The 16,755-nt window shown below is 53.2% G+C and carries 11 protein-coding genes; all 11 read right to left on the bottom strand.

The features are described 5' to 3' along the window. Window positions 1–152: 152 nt before the first annotated feature. Window positions 153–2,135 carry a DNA topoisomerase IV subunit B gene (gene parE, locus NYE24_RS07955; protein WP_342478439.1) on the bottom strand — a complete coding sequence of 661 codons (1,983 nt, stop codon included), beginning with the start codon at window positions 2,133–2,135 and terminating at the stop codon, window positions 153–155. Between the two features lie 72 nt (window positions 2,136–2,207). After that, window positions 2,208–3,197: an ABC transporter permease gene (locus NYE24_RS07960; protein ID WP_036700746.1), complete on the bottom strand. Its 990-nt coding sequence runs from the start codon at window positions 3,195–3,197 to the stop codon at window positions 2,208–2,210. Then, on the bottom strand, window positions 3,190–4,173 hold the full coding sequence (locus NYE24_RS07965; RefSeq protein ID WP_036700740.1) for an ABC transporter ATP-binding protein: 984 nt from the start codon (window positions 4,171–4,173) through the stop codon (window positions 3,190–3,192). The genes NYE24_RS07960 and NYE24_RS07965 overlap by 8 nt, the downstream gene beginning before the upstream one ends. A gap of 48 nt (window positions 4,174–4,221) precedes the next feature. Beyond that, window positions 4,222–5,139 carry a GDSL-type esterase/lipase family protein gene (locus tag NYE24_RS07970; protein ID WP_051494024.1) on the bottom strand — a complete coding sequence of 306 codons (918 nt, stop codon included), beginning with the start codon at window positions 5,137–5,139 and terminating at the stop codon, window positions 4,222–4,224. A gap of 410 nt (window positions 5,140–5,549) precedes the next feature. Further along, window positions 5,550–6,335: a CAP domain-containing protein gene (locus NYE24_RS07975; protein ID WP_342478440.1), complete on the bottom strand. Its 786-nt coding sequence runs from the start codon at window positions 6,333–6,335 to the stop codon at window positions 5,550–5,552. Between the two features lie 456 nt (window positions 6,336–6,791). After that, complete coding sequence (locus tag NYE24_RS07980; protein WP_341025832.1) at window positions 6,792–8,753, bottom strand: WG repeat-containing protein; 1,962 nt, start codon at window positions 8,751–8,753, stop codon at window positions 6,792–6,794. Between the two features lie 1,166 nt (window positions 8,754–9,919). Next, on the bottom strand, window positions 9,920–10,927 hold the full coding sequence (gene mglC, locus NYE24_RS07985) for a galactose/methyl galactoside ABC transporter permease MglC (RefSeq protein WP_036700737.1): 1,008 nt from the start codon (window positions 10,925–10,927) through the stop codon (window positions 9,920–9,922). A gap of 110 nt (window positions 10,928–11,037) precedes the next feature. Then, window positions 11,038–12,549, bottom strand: a complete 1,512-nt coding sequence (locus NYE24_RS07990) for a sugar ABC transporter ATP-binding protein (RefSeq protein ID WP_342478441.1) — start codon at window positions 12,547–12,549, stop codon at window positions 11,038–11,040. Window positions 12,550–12,710: 161 nt separating this feature from the next. Further along, a complete protein-coding gene (locus NYE24_RS07995; RefSeq protein ID WP_036700733.1) occupies window positions 12,711–13,781 on the bottom strand; it encodes a galactose ABC transporter substrate-binding protein in 1,071 nt (356 codons plus the stop codon). Between the two features lie 128 nt (window positions 13,782–13,909). After that, complete coding sequence (locus NYE24_RS08000; RefSeq protein WP_342478442.1) at window positions 13,910–14,932, bottom strand: substrate-binding domain-containing protein; 1,023 nt, start codon at window positions 14,930–14,932, stop codon at window positions 13,910–13,912. After that, window positions 14,929–16,755, bottom strand: coding sequence for a sensor histidine kinase (locus NYE24_RS08005; protein ID WP_084649087.1), 1,827 nt, complete (start codon window positions 16,753–16,755; stop codon window positions 14,929–14,931). Before NYE24_RS08005 ends, NYE24_RS08000 begins: the two co-directional genes overlap by 4 nt.

Below are 16,755 nucleotides of genomic sequence, written 5' to 3' on the forward strand. Positions count from 1 at the left end.
TCCAAAATCCCCTCCGTTACTTTCCCTTGTATCAGTTTAACAAAACATAGTTCACAATCCATTGAATTCAAGAACCAACCGCTGCGCGTAAACCAATCATCAAAAAATTAAAAACGCGGAAGTAATCGTCACTTCCCATTACTCTCTTACATTTACTCCACGATCTCCGTGAAGTCGACGTTCTCGACAATCCAGCGCTTGCGCGGATCGACTTTATCACCCATCAGAGTGGAGACGCGGCGTTCGGCTTTGGCGGCATCCTCGATCTGCACCTGAAGCAGCGTACGCGAATCGGGATTCATCGTGGTCTCCCACAGCTGGTCCGGGTTCATCTCACCCAGTCCTTTGTACCGCTGCAGCTCGAAATTCTTCCCGAATTCCTTCAGATAATTCTGCAATTCCTCATCGCTCCAGGCATAGCGGACCGTCTCCAGCTTACCCGATTTACGCGTCAGCTTATACAGCGGCGGCTGAGCGATATAGACTTTACCGGCATCGATCAGAGGCTTCATGTAGCGGTAGAAGAAGGTCAGCAGCAGCACCTGGATATGCGCTCCGTCCGTGTCGGCATCGGTCATAATAATGATTTTGGAATAATTGCTGTCCTCCACGGCAAAATCAGGCCCGATTCCCGCACCGATTGCCGAAATAATCGCCTTGTATTCATCGTTCTTCAGGATATCCAGCAGTTTGGCCTTCTCCGGGTTCATCGGCTTGCCCTTCAGCGGCAGGATCGCCTGAATCTTGGAATCCCGGCCCTGCTTCGCAGAGCCTCCGGCCGAATCGCCCTCCACGATGAAGATCTCGGTACGTGTAACGTCCTTGGACTGTGCAGGCGACAGCTTGCCGCCCAGGTTCGAGCTCTCGCTGCGTTTCTTGCCGCTGCGGATCTCATCACGGGCCTTACGGGCCGCTTCACGGGCCTTGGAGGCCTGAATCGATTTCTTCAGCAGGCTCTGCGCCACCTGGGGGTTTTCTTCCAGGAAGCGGGCCATTTTCTCCGAGACAATGAAGTCCACGGCACTGCGGGCAGAAGCACTCCCCAGCTGATCCTTCGTCTGTCCGACAAATTCCACATCCGACATCTTGATGCTGATGACCGCCATCATGCCTTCGCGCAGATCATTGCCCTCCAGATTCTTGTCCTTCTCCTTGAGCAGCTGCGTCCGGCGGGCGTAATCATTCAGCACACGGGTATAGGCTGTCTTGAAGCCTGTCTCGTGTGTCCCCCCGCTGCGTGTAGGTATGGAGTTCACGAATGAAGCAATGGTCTCCGTATATCCCGCATTATACTGCAGCGCGATTTCCACTTCGATCTCGTCCTTCTCGGAGCTGAAATGGATCACATCGTGCAGGACATCCTTGCCTTCATTGAGGAATTGCACGAACTGGCTGGCGCCGCCTTCATAAAAGAATTCATCCTGACGCCCGCTGCGCTCGTCGCTCAGATTGATCCGCAGCCCTGAGTTCAGGAAGGCAATCTCCTGCACCCGTTCCGCCAGCGTATCATAGTTAAACGATATCCCTGCGGAGAAGACGCGAATATCCGGCTTGAAGGTAATCTTCGAACCGGTTTTATTCGTATTCCCCAGTATCTCAAGACCGGTTACAGGCTCACCGACATGCTCTTTGCCACTCTTGTCGATCCAGTATTCAAAGCGCTGGCGGTGAATTTTGCCTTCCCGGTAGATCTCTACTTCCAGCCACTCGGACAACGCATTGGTTACCGAAGCCCCGACACCGTGCAGGCCGCCCGACTTCTTGTAGCCAGAGCCTCCGAATTTGCCGCCTGCATGCAGAATAGTGAATACCACCTGCGGCGTTGGGACTCCTGTCTTGTGCATTCCGGTTGGTATTCCGCGTCCGTTGTCAATCACGGTTACCGATCCGTCTTTGCGGAGGGTGATATCAATCTTCGAGCAAAACTTCGCCAAATGCTCATCTACGGCATTATCTACTATTTCCCATACTAAATGGTGCAGACCCGAGGAACTCGTACTGCCAATATACATGCCGGGCCGTTTGCGGACCGCAACCAGACCTTCGAGCACCTGAATGTCGTCAGCATCGTATCCAGTCCGGGCTGCTTCGCCGTTCTTAGAGACTTTTGCAAACATATCGATCTGTTCGAGCATTCATGCTCCTCCTTCTCTTGTCTTCCTATCTCTCTAAAATGCAAACAAACGTTTTCGTTCACTTTGTACATTCTAATTCAAAATATCCCGTTTCGTAAAGACGGCGAATGAAATGATTACGGCCGCAAGCCCCCAAATGCCCAGAACCGCCATCGAAAAGCCCAGTGTCATGCCCTCAATCGGCGCAGGAGTGCCCGCTAAATAAGTAGTCAGCTCCATGTTGACCATAAATAAATATTTGGCCGCCGTCCAGGCGGAAGCCATGTTGGTCAGGATGGTTCCAGCAATCAGCGCAGCCATCATCACTACAATGCTCGCTGCCGTGCTGCGGACCAGCACCGATACCATGAAGGCCAGCAGGGCCACTACGATGCTGACATACCAGATCAGACCGCCCTGCATCAGCAGGTACTTCCACTGCTCTACGGCATGAACCTTAGTCATATCCACAGTATCACCGTTTAGCTGGAAGCCTGTGAAGACCGGAACATTGAACCCCTTATAGCCAAAAGCCAGCCCCGAGATCAGATAGCTGATTACGAATACGGACAGGACTATTAGCGAGACGAACATCAGCAGCGCCGCCATTTTGCTGAACAGCACCTTCCAGCGTCTGACCGGGCGGGTCAGCAGCATTTTGATCGTGCCTGTCGTCCGCTCCCCGGAGACCAGGTCGGAAGCAACCGCCATGATCAGCAGCGGAATAAACAGAGAGACGGAATTATTGACAAACTCCCGGGTGAACGTCACTCCGCTCGGCTCATTCGGATTCACATCATGATCCAGATAATACTGTAATTGCTGGAGGAAAATCCGCCGGTACGATTTCCATTCCTCCGGTATCCGGTCGCTGCCGAGTGAGTTCTGGTTGTCGGTAATCTGCTGCTGGATCTCCAGTCTCCAGTCAGAGTTAAATTTGTCACGGCTGCGTTCGGCTATACGCATTTGTGCATAGGTAAACATTGGGACCAGCACGAGCAAGATGAGCAAGATGACATAGAAACGTTTCTTTTTAATAATCTTCAGACACTCATTTCGGATGAGCGGCAGCAGGTTAGTCAATGGCTTCACCTTCCGTTAGCTTCAAGAATAGCTGTTCCAGTGTAGGGTTGATTTTATGCACAGCCCGGACTTCCACCTCTTGTGCAACCAGCACGGCGACAATCTCCGGGATCAGCTCCTCGTCCATCACCGTAACCAGGGAATTCACGCCCATGCCTGCGATGACCGAGTCATCCAGGGTAACCTCGTCCAGATGAAGCAGAGCGATATCCGGCCGACTAGCCATGATGTCTCTTGCCCGCTGAAGCGGCTCCAGCTCCCACAGGACATACGGTGAGTTACGGGCAACCAGCTCGTCTACAGCGCCTACAGCGAGTACGCGGCCTTTACTGATAATGGCTACCCGGTCGCACAGCAGCTGAATTTCGCTCAGTAAATGACTGGACACAAAGACCGCCAGTCCTTCGTCTGCCAGCTTACGGATGAATTCGCGCAGCTCCTTGATCCCCTTGGGGTCAAGGCCGTTGGTCGGCTCATCGAGAATCAGCAGCCGGGGACGGCCGAGCAGGGCTTGGGCAATACCGAGCCGCTGGCGCATCCCGAGCGAATACGTGCTGACTTTATCCTGAATGCGCTGATCGAGCCGCACGATTTCAACGACCTCGTTAATCCGCTGCGCGTCTACTCCGGGTTGCATACGGGCGAAATGCTGCAGGTTCTCCCAGCCCGTCAGATACGTATAGACCTCGGGATTCTCGACGATCGAGCCGACGTATTGCAGCGCTTTTTCCGGATTCCGGTTCACATTGTAGCCGCAGACGGTAATCATCCCTTCACTCGGGCGGATCAGATCCACCAGCATGCGGATGGTTGTGGTTTTGCCGGCTCCATTCGGACCGAGAAAGCCGAAAATCTCGCCTTTTTTCACATCAAACGTGACATCATCTATAATCCATTTGCGGCCGATTTTTTTGCGGACACCCCGGGCGGACAGGACGACTTCTTCCCCCGGTGCCTCATGAATAGTTCTCGCCATTTTATACAGCTCCTTGCCACAGTCATTTCTGTTCGAATAATCTCTTGATCAACGAACTGCTTGTACAATCCGCTCGCTCATCCGCTGATAACCGTCCCCGTTCGGGTGAAAATGATCGCTCGACAGGTATTTCGCCAAATGGCGGTCAAACAGGTCAAAGGTCGGGACCAGCGTCATGTTCTGATGTCTGTTGATCATATCCATCGCCGCATTATTCCACGCCGTTACCGCCTGATTACCGGGAATTAGCAGCCCCTCGATATCTCCGAAGGGATTATACAGTCCGATGTAATAGACCTGGGCCTGCGGATTCACTTCTGCAACTGTATCCAGTATGCTGCCCAGCCGTTTAGCGGCCCCGGGCAGAGCGGAGAGGAGCGATTCCGGGGTCAGATCACCCGCAGATGCGGTTGGAACCGGCGCTACGCCTTCTACCTTGTTATTCGCAGGGGCTGTGCTCTGAGGTGCCGTTTGCTCCGAAGGCTTCGCTGAAGCGGCTGCTTGTCCGCTGCTCCCGCCTGTGCCCAGAATATCCGAGCCCCGGAACAGATCGTTCCCGCCAATGGAGATCAGGATCACATTCGCCTGACGCAGCGCGTACTGCACCCCTTCCTCTTGAAGCTTGCTCTGCAAGGCAGCTGTGGTCAGGCCGTTAATGCCCATATTGCCCAGCAATTCTGCCTTTCCTCCATTGGCCGACAAGGCATCCACGGTCCGCTTAACAAAGCCCTGCCCAGAGTTGTCGCCGGTCCCTTTGGCCAGAGAATCGCCAAGCGCCAGGATCTTGTATTCGTCACTTACCGCGGCTGCCTTTGCAGCCGTCTCCTGCGGAAGGGAGGAGAGGAATTGCTCCCCCTTCGGGTTCATGATATCGCCCACTGCATACACAAATCCTGTAATCAACAGTAAAGTTGCCAGGATGGACACCAGGCTCACTGTCCTCCAGGTCCATTTGGAATCATTCAATGCTATCCCTCCATCTGCCGTACTCTTCTGCTTAGCCCATTATTCACAGCATTATTAACTATGTAGATAAACATAATTCTTCTTTGCACAATTTGCAAACGAAAGAGGTGAGTTTAGGTGGGGGGCACGGCTGCGGTGATTTTGGACTTACGGCCGCTGTTGTCTTTGGATTTCCTGATTCAAACCGCTCCTCGCGGTAGAAATCCAAAGACAAAGGCGGACGCATTCGCTCCTACAGTTCCAAAATCCCCTCCGCCGCTTCACACCTAAACGGTGAAAGCAGTAGGGCGGCACGATAGCGCTGCGCTGATCGTGCAAAGACCAATATTACTTCCATATCCTAAAAAACATAAAAACGCCCCCCGGCAGTGCCGGAGGGCGGAGTTAACGTTACTTTGAGATACTTCGGATTATTTACCGATAAATTCCTGGACCCAGTAGTTATTATCGAAACCAACGCCGATATAGTTGAAATTCGCGCTCAGGATGTTAGCCTTATGACCCGGACTGTTCATCCACGCCGTCATAACTTCCTGAGGGGTCTTCTGGCCCATAGCGATATTCTCACCAGCCGCCTTATACGTAATGCCGAAGGCCGACATCATATCGAAAGGTGATCCGTAGGTTGGAGAAGTGTGTGAGAAATAGTTGTTCGAGCGCATGTCCGCTGCCTTCGCCGCAGCCACTTTGTTCAGGCTGTCCAATGCAGAGACAGGGGCTAGTCCAGCTGCAGCGCGCTCTTTGTTCACCAGAGCAACTACTTGCTGTGTGTAACTTGAGGCGTTAGTACCAACCGCAGGAACTGCAGATGGAGCCGGAGCCGGGGTTACCACAGGTTTTGCAGTGGCAACGGGTGCCGGTGCTGGCTTAGCTGTTGCTGCCGGGGCTGCTGTAGCCGCTGGTGCAGCTGTGACAACCGGCTTAGCCGGAGCTACCGGCTGTGCTGCCGGGGAAGCTGCAACTGGCGTTGTGTATACAAAGGTTTTAGTGACAGTGTAAGTATTACCACCCAGTACAAAAGTCTTCGAATTGTTCTGCGTGAAATATTCCATGAGCTGTGTGAAATTCATATCTGATCCGGCTGCCGTAGGGGCACCGGCTGCTGCTGCGTTTGCTTGTAATGGAAGAGAAATACCAAGCGCCATAACTGCGGCTACGCTTCCACCTATCACTCTTCTCAAAGTATTGCTTTTCATTCTGCCATCTCCTTAATCTTTGTTGTGGTATCTCGTGCTGCCAGGGGTGTCGGTCCACAAATGTTACAAAGTTGTAATCTGTTCCTAAGTCATTGTAACACAAAACTATCAGCTGTGCGCTTCTAAATTTTGTAATTTTATAGATAAAGAGGCTTGTCCCCTCCAGCAGCGGCATATGAAACAGCATTGCCGTCCTTTTCAGGACGGCTGTGTCTACCCTATATATCGGCGCTTCTATAGAGATTGAGCATAGAAAATACTTAAAGGGGAAGTGGTGAAGGAAAATTTTGGAACTGTAGGAGCGATAGCGTCCGCCTTTGTCACCGGATTTGCACCGCAAATTGCGGTACAAATTAAGAAATCTGGGGACAACAGCGGCCGGAGGACCAAACATTCTCTGGAGTCACGCCCACCCCTATAAGAAAACTTCAAAGTACAATCGATATAATATTTATTTTAATGAAAAGACTGCCAGAACTCCCCTTCGGTCGAAATCAGGCCCATAATCTCTGCATACGGAATGCGGAAGGTTGGGAATCCTGCCGAATAAGGAGCAATCTCATAAGGGGCAAAATACAGATACAGCGCCTCCGCATCCACATAAAAGGGCTGATCCGCTGTGATACCTTTATACGTATCAGGGAAAACATAGGAATACTGCGGATCATTCGCAATCTGCTTGCCGACAATGTCACTGAGCTTCTGCACATATTTGCTGCCGGGCTTGAATAGATCGCTGAGCGTGTAGAATTTGCCGGTGCGCAGGTTGATATGCTCGTAGATCCGGGTAGGCATGCCGTGCGCAGCGCCGAACGGAAAATGATAACCGCTAAGCTCCAGCACCAGCAGATTCTTGCGGAAGAAGGATACGGCGAAATCTCCCGTATAGCTGAAATCCTGTGTGCCTCCACCCGTCCCCGCGCCGTATGGGAGCGACAGGATGCGCAGCTTGTCATTTACTGCCTTCGAGATCTCGGCAACCGCGATCCCTTCCACGACCGGATAATAGACCAGATAATCCCGGTTCGGCTTGTATTTCTTCTCCAGCACAGAGTATGGCGGTCTGAGCGGTATGACCCCGTTTTGACGCCAGACCTGCTTGCCTTTACGGTCATAATAGGAGGTCCGCAGATCAATATCCGCACGGATCAGGCTGCCGCTGAAGGACAGTGACCCTGAGCCAGGGATGACCGGAGGCTGGGCGGATTTTTTCCCGCTGGTATCAATAAAATACGTATCCTTGGCATCGTACACCGACGCGAGTCCCTGCTGATAATTGTTCACGCCCAGCAGCGGGTGGGTGCTGAGAATCCGTCCGGTCAGCGCATCGGCTATAACATAGCTGGAGCCTCTGTAGGGCTGATCCGCATACAGCGGGGTCCCCAGCGCCACACGGTTCTCTCCCAGCTGCTGCACCTCATAGTAGACGGCGGGAATAATCATTTTACCCTGCTTATCGATCAGACCGTAGGCGTTGCCGTAATCCGCAGCTGTGTTAATCACCGCCCGGCCCTCCGAGAACGGCAATGCTGCCGTATACTGCGGCTGGATAGCAATCGTACCGTCCGTGTGGAGATAACCGTATTTTCCATCCTGCGTTGCCTGAAAGGCCAGCAGCCCATCCCCCGGATACCCGACAAAAGGATGTTTGTACGTATGCAGCATCGCGCCATGAACATCAATCAGCGCATATTCCCCTTCGGCTATTTTGACTAGTGCAGTCCCATTCGAGAAATCCCCGGCGTCCAGATAGATGGCTGGCAGCACCTGTTTGCCCTGGGCATCCAGATAGCCATACAGCGAGTTCCCTCCGGTAGTATTCTGCTTGGAGAACAGTGCGCGGCCTTCGTGCAGCGAATTCAGATAGTCATAGCGCGCGGACGTCACTTCTTTGCCTTTTTCATCAATAAAAGTGTAGCCCTTCGCATCCGACACCACGGCCCGCCCCTCGGAAAAAGGACCAATAAAAGAATAGACCGGTTTGACCCGCTCCCGCCCGGAGCTGTCAATCAGACCGCTGACATTTCCCCGCTGCACCACCGCCAGGCCATTCTGCTGAAACTCCTCTGCATAGTCATATCTCGGCTCAATCACAATCCGGCCGTCGTTGTTGATATATCCCCACAGCGTCCCGTCCTTAAGGTTAAAAGGAGCCGGATGCAGCAGCTCTGCCCGCAGGCCTCCGCCGTCATCCGGGAGCACAATGAGCGCCTCCAGCGGCTTTTTGGAGTAGTCTACACGGTATAAGCCCGCCTCTGCCGGGATCGTCGCGAACAAATCCTCTTCCGCCCGGATGAAATCCTCCTCCTGCTGCGGAATACACTCATTCCAGCCGATACCGTCCCACCGCCATACCTCCGCCACAATCAGACCATTGTCATTCCCTTTTCCCAGCTCGTTCAGCTTAATCCTCAGCATGCTGTATTTCTCCTTTACAAAGGCTTTTGCCTATAGAATATGAACGTGAGGGGGAAAGGGTGTGTCTGTGCTTGGGCGATAATAAAGCGGTAATAAAACGTTAATAAAACAGAAAGGCGATGTCGTAACTGCGGTGAGTTTTGGACTTCCGGCCGCTGCCCAGTTTGGATTTCCTGATTCGGACCGCTGCTCGCGGTAGAAATCCAAACCTAAAGGCGGACGCTCCCGCTCCTCCAGTTCCAAAATCCCCTCCGTTACTGCTGCCTTTCTGTTGGTGAACCTTAAGGGCAACACAAACACACCCTTTCGGAGGGTGTGTGCCGGGGATACAAGGGCTGCTGTGCCTGCCCTTGAAATATGAGACTAATCTTTCTGCTGGGCTGGCAAAGGATTAGTAAAACTCTATAAAAGATAAAAGTATAAAACTCTATTCTATGGATTGGATAAATAAGTAAATGTGCATACATGTCGAACCTAACCGCTGCCTGACTTCTAACCTCTTGCCACTCGCTGTCCGCCGTCTGACTGCTAACTGTCTGCCACCTGGGCACTAACAGCTGCTGTCTACCGCTAACCTCTTCGCCTCTGGAACAGAATAAAAACTAATAATTAGTTACGGGAAGCTGCACAATTCTGCCCAAAATGCAACATTCGACTCCCTGCACCGACTTTAAACTAACATTGTTGTATGAAATGCAGCATTTGCTCGCCCACACCCCACTTAGAAGAGAAAATGTTGTAATTCGTGCAGCAATCCCCCCGAGTCCCCTGTTCCAGCTCGCCGGAGTTGCATTTATTGCAACAAATCATGATCACCTGTTCCGAGTAGCGGAGGGAATTCGAGAGCTGGAGGAGCGGTAGCATCTGGAGGTCCAATACTCACCACCGCAGGCACGTATAATCAGATGATTTGGAGCAACGCTGCGACAAATCGGGACAAGCCAAAAAACGTTTGCGAGGGTACCGCAAACGCTCTTTGGCTGCCTACCCCACCCTTGGTGAGGTGATAGGAGTATCGGAGGGGATTTTGGAACTGTAGGAGCGGGAGCGTCCGCCTTTGTCTCCGGATTTCTACCGCGATTAGCGGTTTAAATCAAGAAATCTGGGGACAGCAGCGGCCGAAAGTCCAAAATCCCCGCAGTTACGACTAATCACCGAACCCCAAGCTACTTCTTCGAAGAATACTTACGCATATCAAACGATACCGCAGCGATGATGATCAAGCCCTTGATGATCAGCTGGTAGTACGGGCTGATGCCGATGAAGGTCAGGCCGTAGTTGATCAGGGTGAAGATAATAACCCCGACCAGGACACCCGGTACGGTGCCGATCCCGCCGGTGGTGGATACGCCGCCGACGACGCAGGCTGCGATGGCGTCAAGCTCGTACATGTTCCCGTAGTTGTTGGTAGCGCCGCCTGTTCTTGCAGCTTCAAGCACACCGGCCAGACCGTACAGGGCACCAGCGATGGCGTAGATGTAGATCAGGTTCTTGGAGACGTTGATCCCGGATACCTTGGCTGCCTGCATGTTGCCGCCGATGGCGTACATGTTTTTGCCCAGCTTGGTTTTGTTGAACAGCACCCAGACGATCGCCGCGACTCCGAGGGCTATGAGTACGATGTACGGGATGGAATATTGGCCGCTGCCGATGAAGCCGGAGCCGATATCGGTGAAGTCCCGGCGCAGGCCGCCGATCGGCTGGGATTGGTTAGGGTCCATATCGAAGTACAGGGAGTTCAGGCCGTATACGATCAGCATCGTACCCAGAGTGGCGATAAATGGCGGAACGTTCAGCTTGGAGACAATAATCCCGTTGACGAGCCCGCAGAGCAGACCGGCCACAATGGCGATTAGAATCGGCAGCCAGACCTGCACCTGCGGCAGATCAGGGAAGAAACGGCGGGAGTAGTCGGGTATCTGCAGCATGGAAGCTGAGATCACCGCTGTGAAGCCGACCACCCGGCCTGCCGACAAGTCGGTCCCGGCGGTGATCAGGATAAAGGCCACCCCGAGAGCAATAATAACGCGTGTGGAGGACTGGATCAGTACATCCCGCAAGGTGTTAATGGACATGAAGCTTGGCTCGTATATGATAATCCCCATGATCAGCAGTACCAGCACGATGTAGATAGCGTTTTGAGTCACGAAGGACTGCGCTCTTTTAATAGTCATAATTGTGTTCCTCCTTAATTGTTACGCGAAGTTTAAGCATTCGTTGCTGAGCTTCTTCAGCCTTGCAGCAGCCCTATTGCCTTCGCCGTCCTGTGAGCTGTAGCTCCTGATTAATGCTGTGCAGCGAGACGCATCACTTCGGTTTCTGTAGCCTGCGTACCTTCTAATATTCCTGTCAGCCGTCCTTCCGACATTACCATGACACGGTCAGACATCCCCAGCAGCTCGGGCATTTCCGAGGAGATCATGATGATACTCTTCCCCTGCTTCGCCAGGTCGGCAATGATCGTATAGATCTCGAACTTCGCACCGACGTCAATTCCGCGTGTCGGCTCATCGAGCAGCAGCACCTCAGGCTCAGTGAGCAGCCATCTGGCCAGCAGCACCTTTTGCTGATTCCCGCCGGAGAGGTTCATAATCTGCGTCTTGGTCGTTGGTGTTTTGGTGCGCAGCTTTTCAATCATTTTATCGACTTCAACCTTCTTCTTGCGGCCGTTCAGCAGCAGATAAGGCGTCTTGTAGCGGTCCAGGTTGGCGATGGCGCCGTTCTCATGCACAGACAGCACCGGGAAAATCCCCGTCACGCGGCGCTCCTCGGTCAACAAGGCCAGCCCGTGTTTTTTGGCATCCTGCGGAGAGCTAATCTTCACCTTCTTGCCGTCTATCGAGATGGAGCCGGATTTCACCGCGCGAAGTCCAAACAACGCTTCCATGACCTCGGTTCGCTGTGCGCCGACCAGACCGCCGACCCCCAGAATCTCCCCGCGTCTTAATTCGAAGGAGACATCCTTGAAGGATCTGGGCTCCGGTGAGGTCAGGCCTTCTACCTTCATGAACACCTTGCCTGGAACATTGGTGCGCTCCGGGAAACGGTTCGTCAGATCGCGCCCGACCATCTTGGAGATAATCAGGTCCGTGGTCAGCTCGGCCGAAGGCCAGGTACCGATCTTTTTACCATCACGCATAATCGTCACTTCATCGGAGATCTCCAGGATTTCTTCCATTTTGTGAGATATATAGATAATAGCTACGCCTCTTTTTTGCAGGTCCCGGATGATCCGGAACAAATGCTCCACTTCCACGCTCGTTAAGGACGAGGTTGGCTCATCCATGACAATAACGCGGGAGTGAAAAGAGACCGCCTTCGCGATTTCGATAGATTGGATCTTGGATACAGACAGCTTGCCCACCAGCGTTTCGGGATTCAGGTCGATATCCAGATCTTTAAATAAGTTTTCTGTGTCTGTGAACATTTTTTTGTGGTCAATGAACTGAAGCGGCCCGATGCCCTTGGTCGGAAAACGCCCCAGCCAGATATTCTCCATCACACTGCGGAAAGGTACAGGGTGCAGCTCCTGATGGATCATCGAGATGCCGTGCTTCAGTGCTTCGCTCGAACTTGTGATGGAGGCCTTCTGGCCATCCAGGAAGATCTCACCGGCATCCGGTGAATAGATTCCAAAAAGACATTTCATCAGTGTGGACTTGCCTGCCCCGTTCTCGCCCATAAGTGCATGAACCGAGCCCGGACGAACCTTAATGCTGACTCCATCCAGCGCCTTAACGCCGGGAAATTCTTTGGTAATACCGTTCATTTCCAGCAAAAATTCCGTATTTGCCATGTTGTTACGCCCCCTACGCTTTTTTTCTTTTTCCATGAGAGGCACAGCGGTTCCATCCTGCTCCCTACCCGTAAGGAATTCCGGAGAGCGCGGTACAGCGCCCTCCGGGACTGGTATCTATGAAATGTATCTGTATCTGTATCCTTGCACCTGTTAACGAATTATTTCGCGTCTGCTACGTTGTCTTTGGTGATTTTTTTGTAGGAGATCCATACAAACTGGTTGTCTGTGATGTCGAAGCCTACGTTCTCTTTGGTTGGTGTTTCGCCTTTGGCCAGCAGAGCGGCCAGGGTAATCGCTGCTTTACCTTGGTTGTTGGCATCGTTCAGTACAGTACCCAGCATCGTTCCATCCTGCAAAGCCTGAACCGCAGGAGCTGTGGCATCCACGCCTACAACCGGCATGTACTTATCGCCGCTGAAGTAGCCTTGAGCCTTCAGAGCTTCGATGGCGCCGAGTGCCATGTCATCGTTGTTGGCCAGTACGGCTTCAATCTTGTCGCCGTGGGAGCCGAGGAAGGCTGCCATTTTCTCCTGGCCTTTTACACGATCCCACATCGCGGTATCTTCAGCCAGCTTCTCTACCTTGATGCCAGCATCTTCAATCGCCTGGATGGAGTACGTGGTGCGCAGCTCGGCATCCTGGTGTCCCGGTTCGCCCTTCAGCATGACATATTGCAGTACGCCATCACCGTTCTTGTCGGCTTCAGGGTGTGCCTTCCAGTAATCCACGATCAGCTGGCCGGACATGGTGCCGGACTCTTCAGCCTTGGCGCCTACGTAGTAGACTTTATCCCATTTCTTCATATCTTCCGGCAGCGGCTCGCGGTTCAGGAAAACCACTGGAATGTTCGCTGTCTTGGCCTTGTCAATGATGACGCCAGCAGCAGTGCGGTCTACCGGGTTGATCAGCATGCCGTTATATTTCTTGGTGATGAACAGATCCACCTTATCGTTCTGTGTTGGCTGGGAATTCTGGCTGTCTACGATATCAACCGTGGCAATACCCTTAGCAGCAGCATCGATGGCGTTGCGGACACCCGTCATGAACGTGTCGTCGAATTTGTAGATCGCTACGCCGACCTTTGGAGTCTCAGTTGAACCCGAATTCGCTGTGTTAGCCGCAGTTCCTGTGTTAGCAGCATCAGACGCCTTGTTATTGTTGCCGCCGCAGCCTGCGAGAGCAGCACCCAGCAATGCACTGGCAAGTAAAACGGAAGTGATTTTTTTCATGTCTAATTGACCTCCTGAGGATATTTCTTTATTTGGATGAACCCGGTGTGTCCCGGGTACATCCTTATTATGCCCTACGTGAAAACGGTTGCGAATATAAAATCCTACTCAGTTTCATGAAAATTCTGCTATCTTACAAACGGGAACAGCAGCTTCTGATTCTCCGGCCACAGCATATTCTCCAGATCGATAAGCTTGGTGCCGGTGTCCACGCGTTCGGGAATATCCATCCCTTCGAGTGCCTCCACAGCATATTTCACTGCCAGATACCCGTTGCTGAACGGATTCTGGATGACGGTAGCCTGCACAGTGCCATCCTGAAGCGATTCCATCATGGAGGGCGAGCTGTCAAAAGCAATCATTTGCACACTATCCCTCTTCAGGCCCTGAATCACCCTGGCCGCGCCTTGTGAAGCAATCTCATTCAGGGTGGCAATACCACGCAGCTCGGGATACTTGTTCAGCATCTCCCGGGTCAGATTCTCGGCGTCGGAGGTGCTGGAGGAGGTGTAGGCGATCGGTACGACCTTAACATTCGGGAAGCGGGCGGCGTAATTCAGAAAACCCTTTTCCCGCTCATCTGCATCCCGCGCACCATAGTCGATACTGCCATTCTTGCCGGAGTCCGGGGTAAGCGACGAATTGGTGAAGTTAATGATCCCGATCTCGCCGTAGCCCCCCAGCAGCTGGATCAGACGCTCGGCGGACTTCTGTCCGGCCTCGTAGCCGTTCGATCCCACGTAAGTCCGAACCTTGGCCGAGCCGACCTCCGCATCGACTGAGATGACCGGAATTCTGGAATACGCCGCCTGGTCCACTACCTGTGCCAGTCCCATATAGCTGCTGGCCGCGAGAATAATCACATCCGCCTTCTCCTTAATGGACTCCTCCACCATGACGACCTGCTCCTCAATATCACTCTCCGAATCCGGTGCCTTAAAGGTGAGATTGACATTGAATTCCTTCGCCGCAGCCTCTGCTCCCAGCTTCAAGGTGTTCCAGTAGTCCCCTTGGTTCATCTTGACAATCAGGTGGATATTCCGCGTCTTGCTGGTGCTGATATAAGCTGGCGAGGCATTGAAGCAAGAGGACACAAAGATCCACAGCACACCGCACAGCAGCACGGTGAGCCATACACGCAGGCTTTTCACAGGTTCGTCTCCTCCTTCTGCTCATCCGTAGCCTCTCCCGCCGGGCGGGCCGGGAACACAATCGTAACAACCGTCCCCTCTTCCAGCTCACTCTCAAAAGCAAGCCCGTACTCCCGCCCGTAATACAGGCCGATCCGTTCATGCACATTCCGGACGCCGACCCCTGATCCGCTGGTGCTTTTGACGCTTCCGCTTAGAATGCCGTTCACCGTCTCCCTGGACATGCCAAGGCCGTTGTCGCTGACCTTGATGATAATTAGCCCGTCCTGAAGCCCGGCGGTGATCGAGATCAGCCCCTCGTCCGGCAGCATTTCGATCCCGTGATAGAGCGCGTTCTCCACGATAGGCTGCAGGATCAGCTTGATCGTCTGGCACTCCAGGACCTCCTCCTGCGCCGTGATCTCATAACGGAATTTATTCTTGAAGCGGAAGCTCTGAATCACCAGGTAATGGCGGATGTGGTCCAGCTCTTCCTGGATGGTAATAATATTCTTGCCTTTGCTGAGGCTGATACGGAAGAATCTTGAGAGTGACTGGATCATGGTGACGACTTCATCCGTTTTGCCGCGTTCGGCCAGCCGGATAACCGAATTCAGCGTATTGTACAGAAAATGCGGGTTGATCTGCGATTGCAGCACCTCAAGCTCGCCCTTACGCTTCGTCTCCTGCTCATAAATAATCTGCTCCATCAGCTGGCGGATACGCTGGAGCATCATGTTGAAGCGCCTCGACAGCTGCTCTACCTCATAGGCTCCGCTGACATTAATCGGCGTATTCAAATCCCCCTCCGCCACCTGCTTCACGGTACGCTCCAGCTTGCGGATGGGGCTTGCAATCAGCCAGGACAGGAAGACCGAGACCGCAATAACACAGACGAGCACAACACCAAGAAACCACGCCAGGAACTGGTTCAGATCCCGCTTGGTAGTGACAATCTCATCGTAATAGGCTACCCCGACAATCTTCCAGCCGGTCTGCGCCAGTGTGCGTACGGTAATAAACCGCTTCTCCCCGGTTGATTCGTCCAGATAGCTGCGGTAGGCGTATTCCAGCACCGGCTCCACATTCTCATACTTCAGCCCGGCGTAGATGAGCTGCTGCTGCGGGTGGTAGACGATATTGCCAAGCGGATCGAGGATGTAGGCGTAGCCTCTTTTGCCCAGCTTGACCTGCTTGCTGAGTTCGTCAATCGTTCTAAAGTTGAAGTCAAGCAGCAGCACCCCGGTTCTCAGTTCCCCGTTCTCTCTGTACTGAATCAGCTTGGAGATGGAGACCACCCAGGTATACCTGCCCTTGAACAGATTCTGGATATGCGGGGCGGAATAGGAGATCTCCGAGGTGCGCTTGGCTGTAGTGAACCAGCTCTGGCTCTCCAGCCCCGTGTTCATGCGCATCGTCTGCCCCGGCGTCCCTACGACGTACTGTCCCTGCGGGGTAAAAACAGCCACAGACACCAGATCCTCGCGGCTGCTCATCAGTGTATCCATCCGTTCATAGAGCAGCGGGGAATCGATGGAGGGCGTAGAGGTAATCTGCTTCTCGGCGGTCGCAAAAATACTGCCCATCCCCTTCACGTAAAGCTCCAGGTTATAGTTCACCTGTTCAATGATCTGCTGCATGTTGAGATTGGCATTCTCCTCCGCCGTGTTGGCGAATTTGCCGTACAGCATCACACTGACGATCACGGCCACCGCCGCAGTCACCGCCATGAACGTCAGCGTGATAATCAGCTGAATGCTCCGCAGCTTCGAGGACAGGCGCAGCCTGCCGCTCTTGCCAGGCCCAGGCCGCAGCGGGAAGAAATAACCCTTCGGCTTGTTCAT

The sequence above is a fragment of the Paenibacillus sp. FSL H7-0350 genome, from assembly GCF_038593195.1.
GTDB lineage: Bacteria > Bacillota > Bacilli > Paenibacillales > Paenibacillaceae > Paenibacillus_AQ.

Coding starts and splice junctions, on each gene's coding strand:
- parE (WP_342478439.1), bottom strand. CDS start 2,135: ATGCTCGAACAGATCGATATGTTTGCAAAAGTCTCTAAGAACGGCGAA.
- NYE24_RS07965 (WP_036700740.1), bottom strand. CDS start 4,173: ATGGCGAGAACTATTCATGAGGCACCGGGGGAAGAAGTCGTCCTGTCC.
- NYE24_RS07975 (WP_342478440.1), bottom strand. CDS start 6,335: ATGAAAAGCAATACTTTGAGAAGAGTGATAGGTGGAAGCGTAGCCGCA.
- NYE24_RS07980 (WP_341025832.1), bottom strand. CDS start 8,753: ATGCTGAGGATTAAGCTGAACGAGCTGGGAAAAGGGAATGACAATGGT.
- mglC (WP_036700737.1), bottom strand. CDS start 10,927: ATGACTATTAAAAGAGCGCAGTCCTTCGTGACTCAAAACGCTATCTAC.
- NYE24_RS07990 (WP_342478441.1), bottom strand. CDS start 12,549: ATGGCAAATACGGAATTTTTGCTGGAAATGAACGGTATTACCAAAGAA.
- NYE24_RS07995 (WP_036700733.1), bottom strand. CDS start 13,781: ATGAAAAAAATCACTTCCGTTTTACTTGCCAGTGCATTGCTGGGTGCT.
- NYE24_RS08005 (WP_084649087.1), bottom strand. CDS start 16,755: ATGAACAAGCCGAAGGGTTATTTCTTCCCGCTGCGGCCTGGGCCTGGC.